The 22,736-nt window shown below is 64.9% G+C and carries 18 protein-coding genes; 15 read left to right on the top strand and 3 right to left on the bottom strand.

The window, feature by feature from the left end; all coding sequences use genetic code 11:
• The first annotated feature begins 28 nt into the window (after nt 1-28).
• From DBV14_RS07105 to DBV14_RS07135, 7 genes are all read left to right on the top strand, one after another.
• Nucleotides 29-4,063 carry an autotransporter outer membrane beta-barrel domain-containing protein gene (locus DBV14_RS07105; protein WP_260396857.1) on the top strand — a complete coding sequence of 1,345 codons (4,035 nt, stop codon included), beginning with the start codon at nt 29-31 and terminating at the stop codon, nt 4,061-4,063.
• 315 nt (nt 4,064-4,378) lie between these two features.
• Nucleotides 4,379-5,383 (top strand): ABC transporter permease subunit, encoded by a 1,005-nt coding sequence (locus DBV14_RS07110; RefSeq protein ID WP_124458497.1) that lies wholly within the window; start codon nt 4,379-4,381, stop codon nt 5,381-5,383.
• Nucleotides 5,384-5,387: 4 nt separating this feature from the next.
• Complete coding sequence (locus DBV14_RS07115) at nt 5,388-6,293, top strand: ABC transporter permease subunit (RefSeq protein WP_124458498.1); 906 nt, start codon at nt 5,388-5,390, stop codon at nt 6,291-6,293.
• A gap of 18 nt (nt 6,294-6,311) precedes the next feature.
• Nucleotides 6,312-7,337: an ABC transporter ATP-binding protein gene (locus DBV14_RS07120; RefSeq protein WP_124458499.1), complete on the top strand. Its 1,026-nt coding sequence runs from the start codon at nt 6,312-6,314 to the stop codon at nt 7,335-7,337.
• The gene (locus DBV14_RS07125; protein WP_311732737.1) at nt 7,334-8,398 is read left to right on the top strand and encodes a dipeptide ABC transporter ATP-binding protein; all 1,065 of its coding nucleotides are present in this window, start codon (nt 7,334-7,336) and stop codon (nt 8,396-8,398) included. The genes DBV14_RS07120 and DBV14_RS07125 overlap by 4 nt, the downstream gene beginning before the upstream one ends.
• A 40-nt stretch (nt 8,399-8,438) precedes the next feature.
• Nucleotides 8,439-10,070 (top strand): ABC transporter substrate-binding protein, encoded by a 1,632-nt coding sequence (locus DBV14_RS07130; protein WP_124458500.1) that lies wholly within the window; start codon nt 8,439-8,441, stop codon nt 10,068-10,070.
• A 105-nt stretch (nt 10,071-10,175) separates the two neighbouring features.
• Nucleotides 10,176-10,967: a 5'-methylthioadenosine/adenosylhomocysteine nucleosidase gene (locus tag DBV14_RS07135; protein ID WP_124458501.1), complete on the top strand. Its 792-nt coding sequence runs from the start codon at nt 10,176-10,178 to the stop codon at nt 10,965-10,967.
• Here DBV14_RS07135 and corA read toward each other — a convergent pair.
• Nucleotides 10,960-11,946: a magnesium/cobalt transporter CorA gene (gene corA, locus DBV14_RS07140; RefSeq protein ID WP_124458502.1), complete on the bottom strand. Its 987-nt coding sequence runs from the start codon at nt 11,944-11,946 to the stop codon at nt 10,960-10,962. The two genes, DBV14_RS07135 and corA, sit on opposite strands and share 8 nt — an antisense overlap.
• A 220-nt stretch (nt 11,947-12,166) precedes the next feature.
• Here corA and DBV14_RS07145 point away from each other — a divergent pair, with 220 nt between their 5' ends.
• The 4 genes from DBV14_RS07145 to hprK all read left to right on the top strand — a co-directional run bounded on the left by DBV14_RS07145 (nt 12,167) and on the right by hprK (nt 16,653).
• Nucleotides 12,167-14,284 (top strand): ATP-dependent helicase, encoded by a 2,118-nt coding sequence (locus DBV14_RS07145; RefSeq protein WP_124458503.1) that lies wholly within the window; start codon nt 12,167-12,169, stop codon nt 14,282-14,284.
• Between the two features lie 327 nt (nt 14,285-14,611).
• Nucleotides 14,612-14,941, top strand: a complete 330-nt coding sequence (gene raiA / locus DBV14_RS07150; protein WP_081270768.1) for a ribosome-associated translation inhibitor RaiA — start codon at nt 14,612-14,614, stop codon at nt 14,939-14,941.
• A 195-nt stretch (nt 14,942-15,136) separates the two neighbouring features.
• The gene (locus tag DBV14_RS07155) at nt 15,137-15,604 is read left to right on the top strand and encodes a PTS sugar transporter subunit IIA (protein WP_124458504.1); all 468 of its coding nucleotides are present in this window, start codon (nt 15,137-15,139) and stop codon (nt 15,602-15,604) included.
• A gap of 95 nt (nt 15,605-15,699) precedes the next feature.
• On the top strand, nt 15,700-16,653 hold the full coding sequence (gene hprK, locus DBV14_RS07160) for an HPr(Ser) kinase/phosphatase (protein WP_124458505.1): 954 nt from the start codon (nt 15,700-15,702) through the stop codon (nt 16,651-16,653).
• A gap of 33 nt (nt 16,654-16,686) precedes the next feature.
• On the opposite strand, the gene fur is transcribed toward hprK, so the two are convergent.
• On the bottom strand, nt 16,687-17,106 hold the full coding sequence (gene fur / locus DBV14_RS07165; RefSeq protein WP_056584276.1) for a ferric iron uptake transcriptional regulator: 420 nt from the start codon (nt 17,104-17,106) through the stop codon (nt 16,687-16,689).
• An 89-nt stretch (nt 17,107-17,195) separates the two neighbouring features.
• On the opposite strand from fur, the gene DBV14_RS07170 reads away from it, so the two are divergent.
• The 4 genes from DBV14_RS07170 to DBV14_RS07185 all read left to right on the top strand — a co-directional run bounded on the left by DBV14_RS07170 (nt 17,196) and on the right by DBV14_RS07185 (nt 19,940).
• Nucleotides 17,196-17,768, top strand: coding sequence for an outer membrane protein assembly factor BamE (locus tag DBV14_RS07170; RefSeq protein ID WP_124458506.1), 573 nt, complete (start codon nt 17,196-17,198; stop codon nt 17,766-17,768).
• A gap of 99 nt (nt 17,769-17,867) precedes the next feature.
• Nucleotides 17,868-18,713: a 4-hydroxy-tetrahydrodipicolinate reductase gene (gene dapB, locus DBV14_RS07175; protein ID WP_124458507.1), complete on the top strand. Its 846-nt coding sequence runs from the start codon at nt 17,868-17,870 to the stop codon at nt 18,711-18,713.
• Nucleotides 18,714-18,740: 27 nt separating this feature from the next.
• Nucleotides 18,741-19,436, top strand: a complete 696-nt coding sequence (locus DBV14_RS07180) for a MotA/TolQ/ExbB proton channel family protein (RefSeq protein ID WP_124458508.1) — start codon at nt 18,741-18,743, stop codon at nt 19,434-19,436.
• Between the two features lie 30 nt (nt 19,437-19,466).
• On the top strand, nt 19,467-19,940 hold the full coding sequence (locus DBV14_RS07185) for a biopolymer transporter ExbD (protein WP_124458509.1): 474 nt from the start codon (nt 19,467-19,469) through the stop codon (nt 19,938-19,940).
• 151 nt (nt 19,941-20,091) lie between these two features.
• Here DBV14_RS07185 and DBV14_RS07195 read toward each other — a convergent pair whose 3' ends face one another.
• A complete protein-coding gene (locus DBV14_RS07195) occupies nt 20,092-22,584 on the bottom strand; it encodes a glycogen/starch/alpha-glucan phosphorylase (protein ID WP_124458511.1) in 2,493 nt (830 codons plus the stop codon).
• Between the last annotated feature and the right edge of the window lie 152 nt (nt 22,585-22,736).

Consider the following 22,736-nt stretch of genomic DNA (forward strand, 5'->3'; position numbering starts at 1 on the left):
GGATTTCTAATCTTCGAGGGAGATGAAAATGCAGAAAAATGTAAAAAACTATTCACCATATGTTAGCAAATCATCGATTGAGCGGAACCTTCCGTGCATTGGTATTTTTTTCCACACAGTTTTGGGAATTTTTTTCATCTGCGGGGCATCATTTTCCAGGACAGTGCTTGCGCAATCTGCTGTGCCTCCTGGCCCGATTCCAGAGTTTTTGCAATATGGCAGAACCGCGTCGTACACCATGGTCGATGGCAGCAAGACGCCTGATCTGGAAGCAGCTGCAGCCAGTTGGCGTGGCGATGCGGAGTTTGTGAAAACGAATTCGCTGAAAATTCTGGGCTCTGAATATGCCTATGCCCTGGGTGTAACTGGAAAAGGTGTGAAGGTCGGCGATCTGGATACGGGTGCGGATGCAAAGCACCCAGAATTCGATTCGAGCAGATTGATCGGCATACGATCAATTGGCTTTTATGACATCAATATCGGCCCGGCGGGAGGCCCTTATAACGTCAGGGCGGGTGATCCGTTCGATATCAATGCCGCCTGGACGGATCCGACTCCTCCCAATGGCCGGAACCACGGCACCGGGGCGGCGGGTACGATCACAGCCAGGCGCGATCATATCGGCACGATGGGCATCGCTTTTGACAGTGTCGTATATACCGCCCGATCAGGAGAGGTATATCAATATGGTGACAAACAAGGGAGCCTCGATAGCAAGGTCATCGAGCAAAAAGAAAAGGACCCTGAGTTATTCAATCAGTCCATGAAGGGGCTTTTGGCGAACGGTGTCCGGATCATTCTTCATGAATGGCAGATTGCACCGCAGCCGGCAGATGTAAAAATAAAGGGTGGTCTTGCGAATTTGACCACTCAATATCTCGGAGGAAAGGATGGAAAAATCCTGAATGGAATGCGCGATGCTGCGTCCGCCGGTGCGGTCAATGTGGTCGCCGCAGGAAACTATTCCAATGATATGCCTCACGTAGGAGGTGTACTCCCTTATTTCGAGCCCAAGTACGAGCGCAATTGGCTTGTCGTGGTGGCAAGGAATGACGGTACAAGTGACCTGGCTTCTTATTCGAATGTATGTGCTATCACCAAATGGTACTGTCTCGCAGCTCCGGACTCGACCTATGCGCCAACTGCGGATGGTGGGTATAAAACTTTTAACGGCACCTCGGGCGCTTCGGCCGTAGGCGCGGCAAGCATGGCCCTAGTGGCCAGCCGCTATCCGTATCTGGACATGCCCGCGGTTCGTGATGTATTGCTGAGCACGGCAAGCCATGCCGGTACGAGCCCAGTCGGTTTCGCAGATGAGAAATTCGGGCGGGGGTTTATTGATTTAAAGAAAGCCATGAACGGCTTTGGGGAGTTCGGGGGGGCAGTCACGGCCAATCTTCCGGCCGGAATGTCCGATACCTGGACCAACAACATCTCCGAAACCACCCAAAGACAACGCAAGGCCGAGGAATCTGCCGAAATCACCGGATGGGCCGACAAGAAGGCTGACCAGTCGAAGCAGCTGAAGGCCGTACCGGATGCGGCGACACTATCAGCAGCACTTCTGGCTGGAATGGCACAGGGCAAGCAACTCCTCAACGCTGCAATCACCGCCAATACCGGTGGTGGAGCCGCCGCCAGCAAGAAACTCCGGGTGGCCCTGGCCGCCATCGACGCAGACCCGGTTGGCAAGCAACTTCTGGCGCTTTATGAAGCCCTTCATCCCAACTGGACCGGTCAGCGCAGCCAGTCTGGTGATTTCGACAATTTCATTGCCGGGCGCGACGATGGTGCGATGGTGCAGGCGGTCTTCAATTCTTCGCGTGACCTCCTTCTTGCAAGCAACGCAAATGTTCAAGTCCTGATTGACGCCGGAGAGGCGCGAATTGGCAATCTTCGAACAAAGACGGACGCTGACTACGTCGGTAGCCTGATCAAGAGCGGTGCTGGCAGCCTGACCCTTACCGGCGACAACAGCTACTCGGGCGGTACGCAATTGCAGGGCGGCACGCTCGGGGTTGGCTCTTCAACTGCGCTGGGCACCGGCACGTTGGCCATGTCCGACTCCACCACGCTGCAGGCTGCGGCCGATGGCCTGTCGCTGGCCAATGCGGTGACGCTCAGCGGCATCGGCAACATCGACACGCAAGCGTTCGGGCTGACCCTGTCGGGCGCCATGACAGACGGTGCGAAGGCCGGTGGTCTTGCCAAGCTGGGCACCGGCACGCTGACCCTGTCGGGCGCCAATACCTATTCCGGTCCCACCGGGGTCATCAACGGCATTTTGCGCGCGGGCTCCGCCACGGGCTTCTCGCCGCGCAGTGCGTTCTTCGTGGACGCTCAGGGGCAGCTCGATCTGGCCAACTTCGACCAGAGCATTGGCTCCTTGTCCGGCAGCGGCAACGTCTCGCTGGGAACTGCGGCGCTGAACACTGGCGCGGACAACAGCACCACCACGTTCTCGGGGCAGATCGCCGGCAGCGGCGGCCTGGCCAAGACCGGCAGCGGCACCTTCATGCTGGCAGGCGCCAACGTCTACGGCGGCGCCACCACGGTTGCGGCGGGCACGCTGCAAGCCGGTGCCGCTAACACTTTCAGCGCTGCCAGCGCGATGACCGTGAACACGGGCGCCACGCTGAACCTGGCTGGCTACAGCCAGCGGGTTGCGGGCATGAACCTCTCGGGCACTGTCGTCGTGGCAGGCAGCGCACCTGGAACGGTGCTGACCGTTGCAGGCCCCTGGGTGGGCAATGGCGGTCTTCTCAAGCTGGGCGCGGTGAGTCCTGCTGTGTCGGATCATGTTCTGCTGAGTGGTTCTGCCGCAATTGCCACCGGCATCACTATGGTGCAGGTCGGCAACTTCACGGGCCTTGGTGGTGCGACGATCGGCAACGGCATCGAGCTGATCGGCACTACAGGTGGTGCAAGTGTTCAAGGCAACGCTTTCGTTCTGGCTGGAGATCATGTCGATGCGGGCGCGTACGAATACCGTCTGAACAACATCGGCAGCGGCGGCTACCTGAGCTCATCCTCGCCGAAGGGCCAGACCTACTACCGCAGTGAAGTGCCTCAGTACGCGGCACTGCCGGCGCAACTGCGCCAGGCCAGCCTGGCCATGCTGGGCAACATGCACCAGCGCGCGGGTGACGACGACGTGAGGGCAGCGAGCGGTAAACCGACGGACGCCGACAGCACCAGTACCACCGACATCGGCAGCCAGCGCCGCGCGTGGGGCCGGGTCATCTCGACCAACCTCGACATCCGCCAGAGCGGCACCGTGAGTCCGCAGAGCCATGGCCGGCTCGACGGCTTCCAGGCCGGCACCGATCTGCTGAGTGTTCGCAATTGGCGCGCGGGCGTCTACGTCGGCCAACTCGATGGCGAAATGGGCGTGAGCGGCTCAGTGCGCGGCGTCCAGAACCTGCACGTGGGTGGCAGCAGCCTGCACAACCAGTACCTGGGCGCCTACGGCACCTACGCAAGCGACAACGGCTTGTATGCGGATGCCGTGCTGCAGTCTGGCCGCCATAGCTACAGCTTCGTCAACCCATTGACGCAGTCCGGCAGTGCCGGCGCCGGCAAGGGCCAAAGCCTGTTGGCCTCAGTCGAAGTGGGGCAGTCCTTCGAACTGGGCGGTACGGGCAACTGGAAGGTCGAGCCGCAGCTGCAACTGACCCATCAGCGATTGAGCCTCGACGACGCGACGCTCGCCGGCAGCACGCAGGTGCGTCAGCGCCCCGACAGCGCGTGGCTCGCGCGCCTGGGCGTGCGCGTAAAGGGCGAAGTGGGAATGGGGGCAGGGCGGCTGCAACCGTATGCGCGCTTCAACCTCTATCGCGCCTCGAACGGCAACGACGTGGCCAGCTTCAGTGCATCGGGTGCTCGCACGGCAATCAACTCTTCGACCGGTGGTACGTCAACTGAACTGGCCGCAGGCGCAACGCTGGCGCTGACACCGGTCTTCGGCCTGTACGGTGAACTGGGCAAGCTCTGGAGCGCGGGTGGCGACACGCGCGTCAAGAGTTCAGTGCAGGCCAGCGCGGGCGCACGCGTGCTCTGGTGATCGGCTGTCTCGGCTGCGATGCAAATCACGGCAGGTTGAAGTTGCGGGAACTCAGCTCCCGCCCTTCAGCCATTGCTTTCCAGTCGATGTAAGGGTGGCCGCACAGGCCTTTTCAACTCGCATCACTCAAGAGGGGACGAGGCGTGCGTGGGATACCTGCTTTGAACATACACACGGGAAAATTCCGATGAAACTTAGACTGAAAGTGCTGCACTCTGCCCCTCGAAACCAAGGACCCTCCGGTTCCGAGACGCGCGGAAGTAAGGGTTCGGCCCGGGTAGGGGCACGGTATCAATCTTGCATATTCGCTGGTCGATGTTCAGATTCATATTGACCCGCGTGACCCTGCTGGTGCCGACCTTCATCGGCATGACGCTGCTGGCATTCTTTCTCATCCGGCTCGTGCCGGGCGACCCCATAGAAACCATGGCCGGCGAGCGCGGGATCGATCCCGCACGCCACGCCGAACTGCGTGCCGCCTACGGCTTCGACAAGCCGATCCTCGTGCAGTACGGCATCTACATCGGCCGCGTGCTGCACGGCGACCTTGGCAAGTCGATCATCACGCAGGACACGGTGATGAGCGAGTTCCTCGCGCTCTTCCCGGCCACCGTCGAACTGGCGGTTTGCGCCATTCTTTTCGCGCTGCTGCTCGGGCTGCCGGCCGGCATTCTTGCGGCAGTGCGGCGCAACTCCATCTTCGACCACGGCGTCATGGCCACCTCGCTGACCGGCTACTCGATGCCGATCTTCTGGTGGGGCCTGCTGCTGATTCTTTTCTTCTCGGTGCAGCTCGGATGGACACCCGTGTCGGGCCGCATCTCGGTGCAGTACTTCATCGAGCCCAACACCGGTTTCCTGCTGATCGACTCGCTGCGCGCGGGCGACACCGATGCCTTCTGGTCGGCGCTGCATCACCTCATTCTTCCGGCGGTGGTGCTCGGCACCGTGCCGCTCGCCGTCATTGCGCGCATGACGCGTTCGGCCATGCTCGAAGTGCTCGGCGAAGACTACATCCGCACCGCGCGCGCCAAGGGCCTCTCGCGCTTTCGCGTGGTGGGGCTGCATGCGCTGCGCAATGCGCTGATTCCGGTCGTGACCGTCATCGGGCTGCAGGTGGGCGTGCTGTTCACGGGCGCGATCCTTACCGAAACCATCTTCTCGTGGCCCGGCGTCGGCAAGTGGCTCATCGAGGCCATCGGCCGTCGCGACTATCCGGTGCTGCAGGGCGGCATGCTGCTGCTCGGCGCCATCGTGATGATGGTCAACCTGCTCGTCGACGTGACCTACGGCGTCATCAACCCCCGCATCCGGCGCTGAACGCATGGCAACGACACAGAGCATTTCCCCTGCCGGCGCGAGCGCCGTGCCTCCCGGGCCCTGGCGCGAATTCTGGACGGCCTTTTCCGCCAACCGCGGCGCGGTCATCGGGCTCGCGACCATCGTGCTGCTGTTGCTGGTCGCGCTGTTCGCGCCGTGGATCGCACCGCACGCGCCGAACGAAACCAACAGCGCCGTCTTCCTGCAGCCGCCGGCCTGGCAGCAGGGCGGCTCCATGAGCTACCTGCTGGGCACCGACGCGATCGGGCGCGACATCCTGTCGAGGCTGATGTACGGCGCGCGGCTGTCGCTGTCGATCGGCGTCGCGGTGGTGGTGCTGTCGGTGGTGGCGGGCGTGGTGCTCGGGCTCATCGCGGGTTTTTTTCGCGGCATCCTCGAGATCGCGATCATGCGGCTGATGGACATCGTGCTCACGCTGCCGAGTCTGCTGCTCGCCATCGTGATCGTCGCGATCCTCGGGCCGGGGCTGATCAACGCGATGCTCGCGGTGGCCATCGTGGTGCTGCCGCACTACGTGCGCATCACGCGCGCCGCCGTCATCGCGGAAGTGTCGCGCGACTACGTGACCGCCGCGCGCGTCAGCGGCGCCGGCACGCTGCGCCTGATGTTCCGGGAGGTGCTGCCCAACTGCGCGGCACCGCTGATCGTGCAGGCCTCGCTCGGCATTTCGACCGCCATTCTCGATGCCGCCGCGCTCGGCTTTCTCGGCCTCGGCGCGCAACCGCCGTCGCCCGAGTGGGGAACGATGCTGGCCGATGCACGCGAGTTCGTGCTGCGCGCGTGGTGGGTCGTTACCTTCCCGGGCCTTGCGATCCTCGCGGCCGTGCTGGCCTTCAACCTGCTGGGCGACGGGCTGCGCGACGCGCTCGACCCGAAGCTCAAGCGCTGAAGCAAAGGAGAGAACGAAATGCCTTTGCTTGAAATCAAGGATCTTCACGTCGAGTTCCCCACGCAGGGCGGCGTGCTGCATGCGGTCGATGGCGTGAGCCTCACGCTCGAAGAGGGCGAGGTGCTCGGCATCGTCGGTGAATCGGGCTCGGGCAAGAGCGTCACGATGATGGCGCTGATGGGCCTCGTCGGTTTTCCGGGCCGCGTGCGCGCGGACCACATGCGCTTCGCGGGCAAGGAGCTGCTCGGCATCTCCGACAAGGCGCGCCGCGCGCTGGTCGGCAAGGAGGTCGCGATGATCTTCCAGGAGCCGACCACCAGCCTCAACCCTTGCTTCACCATCGGCTTCCAGTTGATGGAAACGCTGCGCCTGCACCTGAAGCTCGACAAGCGCGATGCCAAGCGGCGCGCGACCGAACTGCTGGAGCAGGTGGGCATTCCCGCCGCGTCGTCGCGCCTGGGCAGCTATCCGCACCAGCTGTCGGGCGGCATGAACCAGCGCGTGATGATTGCGATGGCCATTGCGTGCAACCCGCGCCTGCTGATTGCCGACGAGCCGACCACCGCGCTCGACGTCACCATCCAGGCGCAGATCCTCGACCTGCTGCGCGACCTGCAGAAAGAGCGTGGCATGGCACTGGTGCTCATCACGCACAACATGGGCGTGGTCAGCGAAATGGCGCAACGCATTGCCGTGATGTACGCGGGACAGGTGATGGAGCACCAGCGTGTCGACCGCCTCTTCGCGTCGCCGCAGCATCCGTACACCGAGGCGCTGCTTGCGGCACTGCCCGAGCGCGCCGCGCCCGAGGGACGGCTCGCCACCATCAGCGGCGTGGTGCCGGGCGTGCACGACCGGCCCGTGGGCTGCCTGTTCTCGCCGCGCTGCGGCTACGTCACCGAGCGCGCCTGCCATGTGCGGCCGATGCTGCGTGAATCGCAAGGGGCCGAGGTCCGATGCCACTTTCCGCTGGGCGAGCCCGGACGCCTGGAAGCCATCGAGAAAGACCCGCCGCGACTGCCGGTGGCCGAGGCGCTGCCATGACCGCAGTGACCCCAAGCACTGCCGCAATGGGCCAGGCGCCGAACGAAGTGGTGGTGGAGGCAAGCAACCTCCAACGCACCTACGAGATCCGGCGCGGAATGTTCCGCGCGCCTTCGCAACTGCGCGCCGTGGGCGACATTTCATTTCGCATCGAGCGCGGACGCACGCTGGCCGTGGTCGGCGAATCGGGCTGCGGCAAGTCGACGCTGGCACGGATGATCGCGCTGATCGAAAAGCCGACAGCCGGGCAGCTCACGCTGGTCGGCACCGATGCGGTGAATCAGGCACCCGATCGAAAGCGCGAGCTGCGCCAGGCCGTGCAGCTGGTGTTCCAGAACCCGTACGGCTCGCTCAATCCACGCAAGAAAGTCTCGGCGGTGCTCGAAGATCCGCTCGCGATCAACACCACGCTGAGCAAGCCCGAGCGTGCCGCCAAGGCCCGCGAGATGCTCGCCCGCGTGGGCCTGCGGCCCGAGTACGCCAACCGTTATCCGCACATGTTCTCGGGCGGCCAGCGCCAGCGCATTGCCATTGCGCGCGCGCTGATGCTGTCGCCGCGCCTGCTGGTGGCCGACGAGCCGGTGTCGGCGCTCGACGTGTCGATCCAGGCGCAGGTGCTGAACCTGCTGGCCGACCTGCAGGCCGAGCTGGGCCTGGCGTATCTCTTCATCTCGCACGACCTGGGCGTGGTGCGGCACATTGCGCACGACGTGCTCGTGATGTACCTCGGCCATGCGGTGGAGCAGGGGCCCAAGTCGCGCATCTTCGCGCGGCCGCTGCATCCCTACACGCAGGCGCTGCTGGCATCGACGCCGGGCCTCAGCAGCCAGCGCATCGTGCTCAAGGGCGAGCTGCCGTCGCCGCTGAACCCGCCTTCGGGCTGTGTCTTCAGCACGCGCTGCCCGCATGTGGCGCCGCGCTGCCGCGAAGAACGGCCATTGCCACGCATGCTCGACGAGCGGCTGGTGGCCTGCCACTTTTCTGAGAAGTTTCTCGACGGCGCGCCGCCCGTGCGTGCCGATGTTCCCGTGCTCGCCGTTCCGATGGCGACAAGTCCCTAGGCAAGTCCGTTCTTTCTCAACCGTGTCTCAAGGAGTCCACATGAAGACCCAACCACCCGTTTCGCGCCGCTCACGAAAGCTGGCGCTTCTGGCACCGACAGCGCTTGCGGCCCTTACCCTGGCCTGTGGTGCCGTGTCCGCCAAGACGCTGGTGTATTGCTCTGAAGGCAGCCCGGAGAATTTCTACCCGGGCATCAACACCACCGGCACCTCGCAAGACGTTACCACGCAGGTCTACAACAACATCGTCGAGTTCGAGCGCGGTGGTACCAAGGTCGTGCCTGGGCTGGCCGAGAAATGGGACATCTCGGCCGATGGCACCGTCTACACCTTTCATCTGCGCAAAGGCGTGAAGTGGCACAGCACGAGCAAGAGCTTCAAGCCCACGCGCGATTTCAACGCCGATGACGTGATGTTCATGATCGAGCGGCAATGGAAGGAGAGCGATCCTTACTTCAAGGTCACGAGCCAGAACCACTCGTACTTCACCGACATGGGCATGCCCAAGCTCCTGAAATCGGTCGACCGCGTGGACGACTACACGGTGAAGATCGTGATCAATCAGGCCGAAGCACCGTTCCTTGCCAACCTGGCCATGCCGTTCGCCGGCATCCAGTCGAAGGAATACGCCATTGCCATGCTGAAGGCCGGCACGCCCGAGAAGATCGACCAGGACCCGATCGGCACCGGCCCGTTCTACCTCGTGCAGTACCAGAAGGACGCGGTCATCCGCTTCAAGGCCTTCCCGCAGTACTGGGGCGGCAAGGCGAAGATCGACGACCTGGTGTTCGCGATCACGCCCGACGCTTCGGTGCGCTGGGCCAAGCTGCAGAAGGGCGAGTGCCACGTCATGCCGTACCCGAACCCGGCCGACCTCGATGCAATCCGCAAGGACCCGAACGTGCAGGTGCTGGAGCAGCCGGGCCTGAACGTCGGCTACCTCTCGTACAACACGACGAAGAAGCCCTTCGACGACGTGCGCGTGCGCAAGGCCATCAACATGGCGATCAACAAGAAGGCCATCATCGACGGCGTGTACCTCACGACCGGCGTGGCCGCGAAGAACCCGATTCCGCCGACCATGTGGTCCTACAACGATGCCGTCAAGGACGATCCGTACGACCCCGAAGCCGCCAAGAAGCTGCTGGCGCAGGCCGGCTTCCCCGATGGCTTCTCGACCGACCTGTGGGCCATGCCGGTGCAGCGCCCGTACAACCCGAACGCCAAGCGCATCGCCGAACTGATGCAGGCCGACCTGGCCAAGATCAACGTCAAGGCCGAGATTAAGAGCTTCGAGTGGGGCGAGTACCGCAAGCGCCTGCAGGCCGGTGAGCACCAGATGGGCATGCTGGGCTGGACCGGCGACAACGGCGACCCGGACAACTTCATGTACACGCTGCTGGGCTGCGCTTCGGCCAAGTCGGCGAGCGGCAGCAACATCTCGAAGTTCTGCTACCAGCCGTATGAAGACCTCGTGGTGAAGGCCAAGAGCACGGTCAAGCAGGCCGACCGCGATGCGCTCTACAAGAAGGCGCAGGTCATCTTCAAGGAGCAGGCGCCGTGGTTCACCATCGCGCACGCGGTGCAGCTGAAGCCGGTGCGCAAAGAGGTCATCGACTTCAAGCTGAGCCCGTTCGGCCGCCATACCTTCTACGGCGTGGACATCAAGTAAACCCCCAGGCTTCGCGCACTTCGTGTCGCTTCTCCAACCCCCTTGCAGGGGGCAACACCTGCGGCCCGGCAAAGCCGGTTCCGCGGTGTTTCTGGAAAGAAAACCGTGAGCTCTTCGACGTCTGCACCCATCGCCATCGTGGCGGCCATGCAGGAAGAACTGGGCGCGCTGCTCGCGCGGATGCCCGACGAGCAGCGCGTGCGCGTCGCGGGGCGCGACTTCTGGGTGGGCCACCTGCAGGGCCAGCCGGTGGTCGCGGTGCTGTCGCGCATCGGCAAGGTCGCCGCGGCGGTCACGGCCACGGTGCTGCTCGAGCGCTTCGGCGTGCGGGCCATCGTGTTCACCGGCGTGGCGGGTGGACTGGCGCCGGGCGTGAACGTCGGTGACGTGGTCGTGGCGACCGAACTGCTGCAGCACGACATGGACGCGTCGCCGTTGTTCCCGAAGCACGAGGTGCCGCTGATGGGCATGGCACGCTTCGGGGCCGACGCGGCCATTGGCAATGCGCTGTCGGCCGTGGCGGCCGAAGTGTTGCGCGACCCGGTGGCCCTGATCGGCCGGCAGGCGGTCGATGCGTTCGGCCTTCGTTCGCCGAAAGTGCACCGCGGCCTGCTGGTGAGCGGCGACCGCTTCGTCTCGACCACCGCCGAGAGCAACGCCTTGCAGCGCGACTTGCCCGATGCGCTCGCGGTCGAGATGGAGGGCGCGGCGGTGGCACAGGTGTGCCACGACTACGGCGTGCCCTTTGCTGCGATGCGGACCATTTCAGACCGCGCGGACGATGCCGCGCATGGCGACTTCGCGCGTTTCGTGGCCGAGGTGGCGAGCCGCTACAGCCTTGCGTTGGTCGGCGCGTGGCTGGCCACGCTGCCGCCTGCAGAAGCGGCCGTTACTTGAGCCAGCCGCGCCGGCGGAAGTACCACATCGGCACCAGCGCGCTGGCCGCCATCAGCACGATGGCATACGGATACCCCATGGCCCAGTCGAGCTCGGGCATGAACTTGAAGTTCATGCCGTAGATGCTCGCGATCAGCGTGGGCGGCAGCAGCGCCACGCTGGCCACCGAGAAGATCTTGATGGTCTTGTTCTGGTTGATGTTGATGAAACCGACGGTCGCATCCATCAGGAAGTTGATCTTGTCGAACAGGAAGGCCGTGTGGTTGTCGAGCGACTCGATGTCGCGCAGGATCTGCCGCGCTTCTTCGAACTGCTCGGCGTTGAGCATCTTGCTGCGCATCATGAAGCTGACCGCGCGGCGCGTGTCCATCACGTTGCGGCGGATGCGGCCGTTCAAGTCTTCCTGCCGCGCGATGGCGCCGAGCACCTCGCCGGCCAGCTCGTCGCTGACGTTGCCCGACAGCACTTTCTTGCCGGCCACTTCGAGCTCGTCGTAGATGTTCTCCAGCGTGTCGGCCGAGTATTCGGCGTCGGCGTCGAACAGCTTGAGCATCACTTCCTTGGCGTCTTCGATCAGCCCCGGTGCGCGGCGTGCGCGCATGCGCAGCAGGCGGAACACGGGCACGTCTTCGTCGTGGATCGAGAACAGCACGCCGCGGCTGCGCAGGTCGGTGTTGTGCTGGTTGAGGATGAAGGCAACGCGCACGGTGCGCGGGTCTTCGTCGTCGTCGATCAGGAAGTCGGAGCGGATGTGCAGTTCGCCGTTGTCTTCTTCGTAGAAGCGGGCCGATTCCTCGATGTCCTCGTCCATCGCGTCTTCGGGAATCGAGAGGCCGTAGTACTGCTTGATCCAGCGCTTTTCTTCGAGCGTGGGGGACTCGAGGTCGACCCAGATGGGCTGGAACTTGGAGAGCTCTTCGAGCGACTCGATCTCTTCCTGGACGAGGCGGCCGTTGGCGAGCGTAAAGATATTGAGCATGGGCTCACTCCCGGGGATGACTGAACGATGGGCGAGGGAGGGGCGCTTTCAATTCCCGGGCCCGACGCAAGCGATCAAGCGGTCAGAAAGGGAGTTGAAAGCTGCCGAGACGGGGCGGTTTCCATGGGGCAGTCTCCAGTTGCAGCGAGGCGCGATTATGTCACCGGCCACAAGTCGGGAAGGTGGCTGGACTGGACGGACATACAGTAAAGTCGTGCCCATGCAGACCGCTGCGCTTTCCGTTTTTTCCGCCGCGCCCAAGACCCAGGCCGAGCGCCTTGCCGCGGCGCTGGCCACGCTCAACGAGGCGCAGCGCGCGGCGGTCGAGCACGGCGTGGGCGCGGCCCTGGATGGCGACCAGCGCCCGCTGCTGGTGATTGCCGGCGCCGGCTCCGGCAAGACCAGCACGCTGGCGCACCGCGTGGCGCACCTCATTGCCGGCGGGGTCGATCCGCAGCGCCTGCTGTTGTTGACCTTCTCGCGCCGTGCCGCGCAGGAAATGGAGCGCCGCGCGGGCCAGGTGCTGGCGCGGGTGCTGGGCCTGAAGTCCGAGCGGCCGCCCGCACTGCCGTGGGCCGGCACCTTCCACGGCATCGGCGCGCGGCTGCTGCGCGAGTACGCCGCGCAGATCGGCCTGGACGAAAACTTCACCATCCACGACCGCGGCGACGCCGAAGACCTCATGGGGCTGGTGCGCCACGAACTCGGCCTGTCTTCGACGGTGAACCGCTTCCCGCGCAAGGGCACCTGCCTGTCGATCTACTCGCGCTGCGTCAACACCCGCGCGCCGCTGGCCCAGGTGCTGAAGGAGTCGTTTCCCTGGTGCGACGAATGGGAGGCCGAGCTCAAGAAGCTGTTCGGCGCTTATGTCGAGGCCAAGCAGCAGCAGAACGTGCTCGACTACGACGACCTGCTGCTCTACTGGGCCGAAATGGCGGCCGAGCCCGCACTGGCCGAGGCCATGGGCGCGCGCTTCGACCACGTGCTGGTCGACGAGTACCAGGACACCAACCTGCTGCAGGCCGCGATTCTGCTGGCGCTCAAGCCCGACGGACGCGGCGTGACGGTGGTGGGGGACGACGCACAGTCGATCTATTCGTTTCGCGGCGCGACGGTGCGCAACATCCTCGACTTTCCCTCGCAGTTCTCTCAGGATGCCCGGGTGGTCACGCTGGAGCGCAACTACCGCTCGACGCAGCCGATTCTCGATGTCTCGAACCGCGTCATTGCGCATGCCGCAGAGCGGCACGCCAAGACGCTCTGGACCGACAAGCCCTCGGCCGGCAAGCCGCTGCTGGTGCTCGTGCCCGACGATGCCGGGCAGGCGCGCTGGGTGGCCGACAAGGTGCTCGAGCATCGCGAGGGCGGGCTGGCGCTGAAGTCGCAGGCGGTGCTGTTTCGCACCTCGTCGCACAGCGCGGGCCTCGAGCTCGAACTGGCACGCCGCAACATCCCGTTCATGAAGTACGGAGGCCTCAAGTTCCTTGAGGCCTCGCACGTGAAAGACCTGCTCGCGGTGCTGCGCTTTGCCCAGAACCCCCGCGGTCGCATGGCGGGCTTTCGCGTGACGCAACTGATTCCGGGCATCGGGCCCGTCACGGGTACGCGGCTGCTCGATGCCATGGACCAGGCCGCCGACCCCGCCGCGGCCGTGCGCGATTTCGTGCCGCCTTCCGCGGCGCGCGCGCAGTGGTCCGACTTTGCCGACGCCTATGCCGCGTTGCGTGCGCCTTCGCTGGCGTGGCCGGCCGACGTGGAACTGGCCATGGACTGGTATCTGCCGCACCTGGAGCGGCTGTACGAGGACACCTCCGGCGTGCGCCGCGCAGACGTGGAGCAGCTCGCGCGGCTCGCTGCCGGGTATGGCTCGCGCGAACGCTTCCTGACCGAGCTCACGCTCGATCCGCCCGAGGCCACCAGCGACCGCCCGGGCCCGCCGCTGCTCGACGAAGACTTCCTGATCCTCTCGACCATCCATTCGGCCAAGGGGCAGGAATGGAATTCGGTGCATGTGCTCAACGTGGTCGACGGCTGCATGCCGGCCGACGTGGCGCAGGGCGCGCACGAGCTCGAAGAAGAGCGCCGGCTGCTCTACGTGGCCATGACGCGGGCGCGCGACCATCTGCACCTGCTGGTGCCGCAGCGCTTCTACATTCCGCAGCAGGCGGCGCGCGGCGACCGGCACCTGTACGCCAACCGCACGCGCTTCATCGCGGACGCCGACCTCGAGGGCTTCGAGCAGCAGACCTGGCCGCCTCCGCCGGTGCTGCCGCCCGCGGTGCCGCCGCCGGCCGCCGTGATCGATCTGCGCAACCGCATGCGCGCCGCTTGGCGCTGAACGGGCTGGCCCTTCGCGCGGCATGGTCACCGCGGCAGGGAAATGAAAACACTTGCTTTCAAAGCGCTGTAGCGGCTGCCCCGCTGGCGTTGTCCGCTATGGATTGAATAGCGGATCGTGAGGCATTTTCGAGGCCCCGTACCCCCGGGCAACTCGGGTATTGCAATACCGTGACAGCTTGGGCATAGTGAATCGACCGACCCCTCTTTCTCCTTCCTCCCCTCCCTCTTCTTCCCCCTTTCTCCCTCTCCCAGTCACTGTTTCGCCGACCACGCTTCATTCCGGAGCGGGGTCATTTCCCCAACCGTCAATTCCAGGAGGTCATTCATGAATTTGACGATCAGCGGTCATCACCTCGACGTCACACCTGCCTTGCGCACCTACGTCACGAGCAAGTTGGACCGGATCACCCGACATTTCGACCAGGTAGTCGATGTGAAGGTGATCCTCACGGTGGAAAAGCAGAAGGAAAAGGAACGCCGCCAAAGGGCGGAATGCAACATCCACGTCAAGGGCAATGACATGTTCGCGGAGTCGAGCCACGCTGATCTCTACGCTGCGGTCGATGAACTGGTCGACAAGCTCGACCGCCAGGTGGTGCGCCACAAGGACCGCCTGCAAGACCACCATCACGCGGCACCCAAGCGCCTGATGTAAGCAGTAGCCCCACCAGGGGCTTACGCCACGCAAGCCGCCTTCGGGCGGCTTTTTGTTTTCCGACTGTTGCAGTGCGGCTTTGCAAGCCCCTTCGAGGTGTACGAGGCCTCCGGGCAACATGTAGACAAAAAGTAGATAAGGGGACTGGGGGTTTTTACCAAGCGGGTGCATAATCGCCCCCGCTCTGCACCCACCATGAATCGCCTCGCGTCCATCCTGCCGCCCGCTCAAGTGCTCGTGAGCGTTGACGCCACCAGCAAAAAACGTGCTTTTGAAGAAGCCGGCTTGCTGTTCGAAAGCCTTCACGGCCTGGGCCGTGCCCTCATTACCGACAGCCTGTTTGCGCGCGAGCGCCTGGGCTCCACCGGTCTGGGCCATGGTGTCGCCATTCCGCATGGCCGCATCAAGGGCCTGAAGGCACCAATGGCCGCCGTGTTCCAGCTTGCCAATCCGATCGGCTTCGACGCCCCCGACGAGCAACCCGTGGCGCTGCTGATCTTCCTGCTGGTGCCCGAAGCGGCCACGCAGAAGCACCTCGAAATCCTCTCTGAAATCGCCGAGCTGCTGAGCGACGCCAGCCTGCGCGAACAGATCAAGTCCAGCACCGACGCGGCCGTTCTGCACGGCCTCATTGCCGGCTGGCAGTCCACGCAAGTCGCCTGAGCGCATGCGTCGGCTCGCGCGGCTGCTGATAAGCTGCGCGACACCTCCTGTCACTCACCATCCAAAGCCGGCGTTGAGCGCCGTCTCCTGAACGCATGAAGCCGACCGTCATCAGCGCCGATGCCATGTTCGAGGAGTTCCGCGGATCGCTCCGCTGGGAATGGCTCGCCGGGCTCGGAGCGTCAGAGCGCCAGTTCGACCCCGAAGTCATCAGCCGGGCCCAGTCGGCCGCCGACCTGGTCGGCTACCTCAACTACATCCACCCGTATCGCGTGCAGATCCTGGGCGCCCGCGAGGTGGCCTACCTGACGCGCGGCAGCCAGGAAGACTGCGCCCGCCGCATTGCCCGCATCGTCACGCTGGAGCCGCCGATGCTGGTGCTGGCCGATGGCCAGGCGCCGCCCGACGAGCTGCTGTCGATCTGCGAGCGCGCCCAGCTGCCGCTGTTTGCCACGCGCGAGTCGTCGGCCTTCGTGATCGACCTGCTGCGCGCCTACCTGTCCAAGCACTTCGCCGAGCGCACCTCAATGCACGGCGTGTTCATGGACATCCTGGGCATGGGCGTGATGATCACGGGCGAATCGGGCCTGGGCAAGAGCGAGCTGGGGCTGGAGCTGATCTCGCGCGGCAACGGCCTCGTGGCCGACGACGCGGTCGATCTTTATCGCATCAACCAGAACACCATCGAGGGCCGTTGCCCCGACCTGCTGCTGAACCTGCTGGAGGTGCGCGGCATCGGCCTGCTGGACATCCGCGCGATCTTCGGCGAGACGGCGGTGCGCCGGAAGATGCGCCTGAAGCTCATCGTGCACCTCGTGCGGCGCGACAGCTTCGAGCGCGACTACGAGCGCATGCCCTCGGCGCCGCTCACGCAGGACGTGCTGGGCATTCCGGTGCGCAAGGTCATCATCCAGGTGGTGGCGGGGCGAAACATCGCCGTGCTGGTCGAGGCGGCGGTGCGCAATTCGATCCTGCAGCTGCGCGGCATCGACACTTACGCAGATTTCGTGGCGCGCCACCACAAGGCGATGGAAAACGGCCAGGACTGACAGCGTGCTGCTGCCAGAGGGGGTAAGCCGTCGTTAGCGCTTCTTTACACAGTCGCCGCAGAGGCCGTAGAGCGACATGGCGTGGTCCTGCAGGATCCAGCCCTTGTCCTTGGCAATCATCTGCTGGCGGCGTTCGATCTCGGCGTCGTAGAACTCCTCGACCTTGCCGCACGAGGTGCAGATCAGGTGGTCGTGGTGCGTGCCTTCGTTCAGTTCGTAGACCGCCTTGCCGCTTTCGAAGTGGCTGCGCTCCAGGATGCCCGCCTGCTCGAACTGCGTCAGCACCCGGTACACCGTGGCAAGGCCAATGTCCGAATGTTCGTTCAGCAGGACGCGAAACACGTCTTCGGCCGTCATGTGCCGTTGGCTGCCGGTCTGGAAGATCTCGAGAATCTTCAGGCGTGGCAATGTGGCCTTGAGGCCGGTATTCTTGAGTTCGTCGATATTGGCCATGTTGATTCCTGCACCCGGTGCTGCGGCCGGGGCCCCGAAAAGGCCAGCCGCTACAATGGCCGATCATATCGCTACCCCTTTTTCCTCCCATGCCTGCCATTCTCAAACGCCGTCCCTGGCTGCTGGTTGCTGCCGTCGCCGCGACGCTCTTCCTCGGCGCCTGCAGCGGTTTCAGCGATCGCACGCGTGGCGCGCTGTCGGCTGTCACCCCCTACAAGGTCGAAGTGGTGCAGGGCAATTTCGTGTCCAAGGAACAGGTCGCGGCGCTCAAGCCCGGCATGTCGCGCCAGCAGGTGCGTGAAATCCTCGGCACCTCGCTGCTGACCGATGTTTTCCACGCCAACCGCTGGGACTACGTCTTCACCATTCGCCGCCAGGGCGTCGAGCCGCAAGAGCGCCACCTGACCGTGTTCTTCAACGGCGAGATCATGGACCGCTTCGTGGGCGACGAAATGCCCAGCGAAGAAGACTTCGTCGCCACGCTCGACACCCGCAAGAAGAGCGGCAAGGTGCCGCAGCTCGAAGCTTCTGAAGACGACCTGAAGAAATACGCGCCCAAGGACAAAGACAAGGACGGCAAATCCGACACCGCGGCAGCTGCTTCGGCCGCCACCGTGCCGCCCCTGCCGGCAGCCTACCCCCCGCTCGAAGCCGCGCGCTGAGCGCAGCACCGGCAGCAACAGCGGGCGGCGCCCGCCGAGTCAGGCGGCGTCCGTCCCGTGTCCATGCATCCCTGTGGCCATTCCGAAGACTGAATCCGCGTGACTGAACCCATCTCTTCTTCCTCTTCTTCTTCCACCCCCGCATCGCGCCGCGTCGCGATCGCCGGGGCTTCGGGCCGCATGGGCCACATGCTCATCGAGGCCGTGCGCAATGCGCAAGACTGCCGCCTCGCCGGCGCCCTCGACATGGCCGGCAGCGGCGCACTGGGCGCCGATGCCGCCGCCTTCCTGGGCTTCACCAGCGGCGTGCCCATCGTGTCCGACCTGCGCACCGGCCTGAAAGACGCGCAGGTCCTCATCGACTTCACCCGCCCCGAAGGCACGCTCGCGCACCTCGCGGTCTGCCGCGAACTGGGCGTGCAGGCCGTGATCGGCACCACCGGCTTCAGCGACGCGCAAAAAGCCGAAATTGCCGAGATCGCCAAGGACATCGCGATCATGGTCTCGCCCAACATGAGCGTGGGCGTCAACGTCACCTTCAAGCTGCTCGAAATGGCGGCCAAGGCCATGTCGACCGGCTACGACATCGAGATCATCGAAGCCCACCACCGCCACAAGGTCGACGCGCCTTCGGGCACCGCGCTCAAGATGGGCGAAGTCATCGCCGATGCGCTGGGCCGAGACCTGAAGGACTGCGCCGTCTATGCCCGCGAAGGCATCACCGGCGAGCGCGATCCCTCGACCATCGGCTTCTCGGCCATCCGCGGCGGCGACATCGTGGGCGACCACACCGTGCTGTTCGCGGGCATCGGCGAGCGCATCGAGGTCACGCACAAGTCTTCGAGCCGCGTCACCTACGCGCAGGGCGCCCTGCGCGCCGTGCGCTTCCTGAGCGGCCAGAAGACCGGCCTGTTCGACATGTTCGACGTGCTCGGCCTGCGCTGATTCACGCAAGACCCACAAGGACCGCCGATGAGCGTGCTGGAACTGCTGACCCAGGGTGACGGCGTCAGCCGTGCGGTGGCGGCGCTGCTGCTGGCCATGTCGATCGCAAGCTGGGTCGTGATTCTCTGGAAAGCCTGGCTGCTGCGCGGCGGCACGCGCGACGTGCTGCGCAGCATCGCCGCGTTCTGGCAGTCGTCCACGCTCACCGACGCCGAGCACAAGCTCAAGGCCTTCGACCGCGCAACGCTCGTCTTGCCCGCTGTGTCCGCCATCAAGGGCGCGGCCGCGGGCGCACCCGACGGAACACTGGGCGCGACGGGCGACCGCAACCAGCGCCTGACCCGCGTGCTGCGCGACGCTTTGCACGGCGCGTTGCGGCGCCTGCAGGCCGGCCAGATTCTTCTGGCCACCGTCGGCGCCACCGCGCCCTTCGTCGGCCTGCTGGGCACGGTCTGGGGCATCTACCGCGCGCTCTCGGGCATCGCGGGCCAGACCGGTGGCTTCACCATCGACAAGGTGGCCGGCCCGGTTGGCGAAGCACTCGTCATGACCGCCTTCGGCCTGGCCGTCGCCATTCCGGCCGTGCTGGCCTACAACGTGTTCGGCCGCGTCATCGGCCGCATCGAAGCCGAGCTCGAAGGTTTCGCGCACGACCTGCTCGGCAGCTTCGGCGAGGCCCCGAAGCCCGCCGCGCCGCCGCCCGCCCGGCCAATGCCGGTCTGACCCGGCAAGCCACTCGTCAATCAATAAATCATGGCCTTCGGTCGCACGTCATTGGGCAGCAGCGCTGGCGGTGGCGGGCGCGCGATGGGGGCCGGCGCGCAGCGGCCGCTGTCCGACATCAACGTCACGCCGCTGGTCGACGTGATGCTGGTGTTGCTGGTGATCTTCATCATCACCGCGCCGCTGATGGCCAGCTCGATCAAGCTCGACCTGCCGCAGACCGATGCGGGCCAGCCCAACGACGCGCCCAAGTTCGTGAGCCTGTCGGTCGATGCCTCGGGCAAGGTCTTCTTCAACGACCAGCCCGTGACCGATGAAGAGCTGGCAACGCGGCTTGAAAAGGCCGCTGCCGACAGCAAGGACACCGAGGTGCAACTGCGTGCCGACCAGACCGTGCCCTATGGCAAGGTGGTCACGCTGATGGGCATTGCGAACAAGGCAGGGCTGAGCCGCATCGGGTTCGTGACAGAGGCCGACGCGTCGGCTGCTGGAAAGCCGCGCTGACCCTGTCCTGGTTTTGCTCCTTCCCCTTCGGGGGAAGGTTGGGATGGGGGCTGACCCCGCATCCCGTGCCGCAGAGACGTTGAGGCCGCCGTGCCCCCACCCCGGCCCTCCCCCGGGAGGGGAGGGAGAAATACCGAAGAGCCAACAAGGCTCAGGCCAGCACCACCGGCTTCGTATGCCAGATCTCATGCGCGTACTGCGCAATCGTGCGGTCCGACGAAAACGCGCCCATCCCCGCCACGTTCAGGACAGCCATCCGCGTCCACGCATCCGAATCGCGGTACAGCGCATCGACCTCGGCCTGCTTGGCCACGTAGCTCGCGTAGTCCGCCAGCAGCAGGTAGTGGTCGCCCCAGTTCACCAGCGCGTCGTAGATGCCCTGGTAGCGCGCCGGCTCGCCTTGTGAGAACGCCCCGTCGCGGATCGCGTCGAGCACGCGCTTGAGCTCGGTGTTTTCTTCGTAGATGTCGCGCGGCTGGTACCCGCGTGCCCGGATGTCGGCCACCTCCGGCGTGGTGTTGCCGAAGATGAAGATGTTCTCCGGCCCGACGTTCTCGCGCATCTCCACATTGGCGCCGTCCAGCGTGCCGATGGTGAGTGCGCCATTCAGCGCGAACTTCATGTTGCCCGTGCCCGAGGCCTCGGTGCCAGCGGTGGAAATCTGCTCCGACAGATCGGCCGCCGGCATGATGATCTCGGCCAGGCTCACGCTGTAGTTCGGCAGGAACACCACCTTCAGCAGCTTGCCCACGCGCGCGTCGGCGTTGATGGTGCTCGCCACGTCGTTGATGAGCCGGATCACCAGCTTGGCCATCGCGTAGGCTGACGCCGCCTTGCCCGCGAACACCACCACCCGCGGCACGATGTCGATGGGCGTGCCCGCACCGTTCGTGGCCTGCGCATCGAGGATGCGGTGATAGCGCGTCACCACGTGCAGCACATTGAGCAGTTGCCGCTTGTATTCGTGGATGCGCTTGACCTGCACGTCGAACATCGCGTCGGTGTCCAGGTCGATCTTCAGATGCTGCTCGACCCAGTTGGCCAGCCGCAGCTTGTTCTCGCGCTTGGCGTGGCGAAAGGCCCGCACGAAGGCCGGCTGCGCAGCCATCGGCTTGAGCGCTTCGAGCTGTGACAGGTCGCGCCGCCAGCCCTTGCCGATGCGCTGGTCGAGCAGTGCCGCCAACGGCGGATTGGCCTGCGCCAGCCAGCGGCGCGGCGTCACGCCGTTGGTCTTGTTGTTGAAGCGCTCCGGAAAGATCTTGTCGAAGTCGGCAAAGATCGACTGCTTCATCAGCTCCGAATGCAGCCCCGACACACCGTTGATCGAGTGGCTCGCCAGCACCGCCACGTACGCCATGCGCACGCGCCGCTCGCCCGCTTCATCGACCAGCGACAGCCGGCGCATCAGCTCGACGTCGTTGCCCACCTTCTGCGTCACCGTGGCCAGGAACTTCGCGTTCATGTCGTAGATGATCTGCAGGTGCCGCGGCAAGATGCGGCCCAGCATCTCGACTGGCCAGGTCTCCAGCGCCTCGTGCATCAGCGTGTGGTTGGTGTAGCTGAACACTTTTTGCGTGTGCGCCCAGGCCTCGTCCCACGCCAGGCCGTGCTCGTCGAGCAGCAGGCGCATCAGCTCGGGCACCGCGAGCACCGGGTGCGTGTCGTTCAGGTGGATGCTGACCTTTTCCGACAGCTGCTCGAAGGTCTTGTGGTTGCGCAGGTAGCGCCGCAGCAGGTCTTGCACGCTGGCGCTGCAGAAAAAATACTCCTGGTGCAGCCGCAGCTCGCGGCCCGATGGCGTGGAGTCGTCGGGGTAGAGCACGCGCGACACGTTCTCCGACTGGTTCTTGCTTTCCACCGCGCCCATGTAGTTGCCGCGGTTGAAGGCCGAGAGATCGATTTCCTCGGTGGCGCGCGCCGACCACAGCCGCAGCGTGTTGGTGGCCTGCGTGCCGTAGCCCGGGATGATGGTGTCGTAGGCCACGGCCAGCACGTCGTGGGTGTCGACCCAGTCGGCCGCGCCGTAGGGCGCGTTGGTGCCTTCGCGCTTTTGCACGTGGCCGCCGAAGCGCACGCGGTAGTTGACTTCGGGTCGCTGGAATTCCCAGGGGTTGCCGCGCGTGAGCCAGTAGTCGGGCGTCTCGACCTGCTGGCCGTCGACGATGCGCTGGCGGAACATGCCGTATTCATAGCGGATGCCGTAGCCCATGCCCGGCACGCCGAGCGTGGCCATCGAATCGAGAAAACACGCCGCGAGCCGGCCCAGGCCACCATTGCCGAGCGCCGCGTCGGGCTCGCGCTCGGCCAGCGCATCCATGTCGACGCCGAAGTCGGCCAGCGCCTCGCGCACGGTGTCGTAGAGGTCGACGGCCAGCAGCGCGTTGGTGAAGGTGCGCCCGATGAGAAACTCCATCGAGAGGTAGTAGACGCGCTTGAGGTCCTGCGCGTAGTTGGCGCGCGTGGTCATCATCCAGCGCTCGACCAGCTGGTCGCGCACTGCCTGCGAGGTGGCGTTGAGCCAGTCGTCCTGGCTGGCCGCGACGGGGTCCTTGCCGACGGCGTAGATGAGCTTGTTGGCCACCGCGCGCTTGAAGGCCGCGACGTCGCGGTCAGGATGGTCGTAGGCGAAGTCTTTGATCGTCATGGTGGGCGCTCTCGGTGTGAGTGGTGTTGTGTCTGTCATGCGCTCGGGCACGGTCTTTTCGCTGGGATGCTGCATGTCGGGCGCGTGTCGTGTTGCGAGGGGCGTGCTCTTGGCGCCGCTGTTCGGGGTGCGTGCGACTGACACCGGGTACT

The organism is Variovorax sp. KBW07, assembly GCF_003852515.1.
Lineage (GTDB): Bacteria > Pseudomonadota > Gammaproteobacteria > Burkholderiales > Burkholderiaceae_C > Variovorax.

Coding starts and splice junctions, on each gene's coding strand:
- DBV14_RS07185 (WP_124458509.1), top strand. CDS start 19,467: ATGGCCTTCGGTCGCACGTCATTGGGCAGCAGCGCTGGCGGTGGCGGG.
- DBV14_RS07105 (WP_260396857.1), top strand. CDS start 29: ATGCAGAAAAATGTAAAAAACTATTCACCATATGTTAGCAAATCATCG.
- hprK (WP_124458505.1), top strand. CDS start 15,700: ATGAAGCCGACCGTCATCAGCGCCGATGCCATGTTCGAGGAGTTCCGC.
- DBV14_RS07145 (WP_124458503.1), top strand. CDS start 12,167: ATGCAGACCGCTGCGCTTTCCGTTTTTTCCGCCGCGCCCAAGACCCAG.
- raiA (WP_081270768.1), top strand. CDS start 14,612: ATGAATTTGACGATCAGCGGTCATCACCTCGACGTCACACCTGCCTTG.
- DBV14_RS07170 (WP_124458506.1), top strand. CDS start 17,196: ATGCCTGCCATTCTCAAACGCCGTCCCTGGCTGCTGGTTGCTGCCGTC.
- DBV14_RS07195 (WP_124458511.1), bottom strand. CDS start 22,584: ATGACGATCAAAGACTTCGCCTACGACCATCCTGACCGCGACGTCGCG.
- DBV14_RS07110 (WP_124458497.1), top strand. CDS start 4,379: ATGTTCAGATTCATATTGACCCGCGTGACCCTGCTGGTGCCGACCTTC.
- DBV14_RS07120 (WP_124458499.1), top strand. CDS start 6,312: ATGCCTTTGCTTGAAATCAAGGATCTTCACGTCGAGTTCCCCACGCAG.
- DBV14_RS07155 (WP_124458504.1), top strand. CDS start 15,137: ATGAATCGCCTCGCGTCCATCCTGCCGCCCGCTCAAGTGCTCGTGAGC.
- fur (WP_056584276.1), bottom strand. CDS start 17,106: ATGGCCAATATCGACGAACTCAAGAATACCGGCCTCAAGGCCACATTG.
- corA (WP_124458502.1), bottom strand. CDS start 11,946: ATGCTCAATATCTTTACGCTCGCCAACGGCCGCCTCGTCCAGGAAGAG.
- DBV14_RS07125 (WP_311732737.1), top strand. CDS start 7,334: ATGACCGCAGTGACCCCAAGCACTGCCGCAATGGGCCAGGCGCCGAAC.
- DBV14_RS07115 (WP_124458498.1), top strand. CDS start 5,388: ATGGCAACGACACAGAGCATTTCCCCTGCCGGCGCGAGCGCCGTGCCT.
- DBV14_RS07130 (WP_124458500.1), top strand. CDS start 8,439: ATGAAGACCCAACCACCCGTTTCGCGCCGCTCACGAAAGCTGGCGCTT.
- DBV14_RS07180 (WP_124458508.1), top strand. CDS start 18,741: ATGAGCGTGCTGGAACTGCTGACCCAGGGTGACGGCGTCAGCCGTGCG.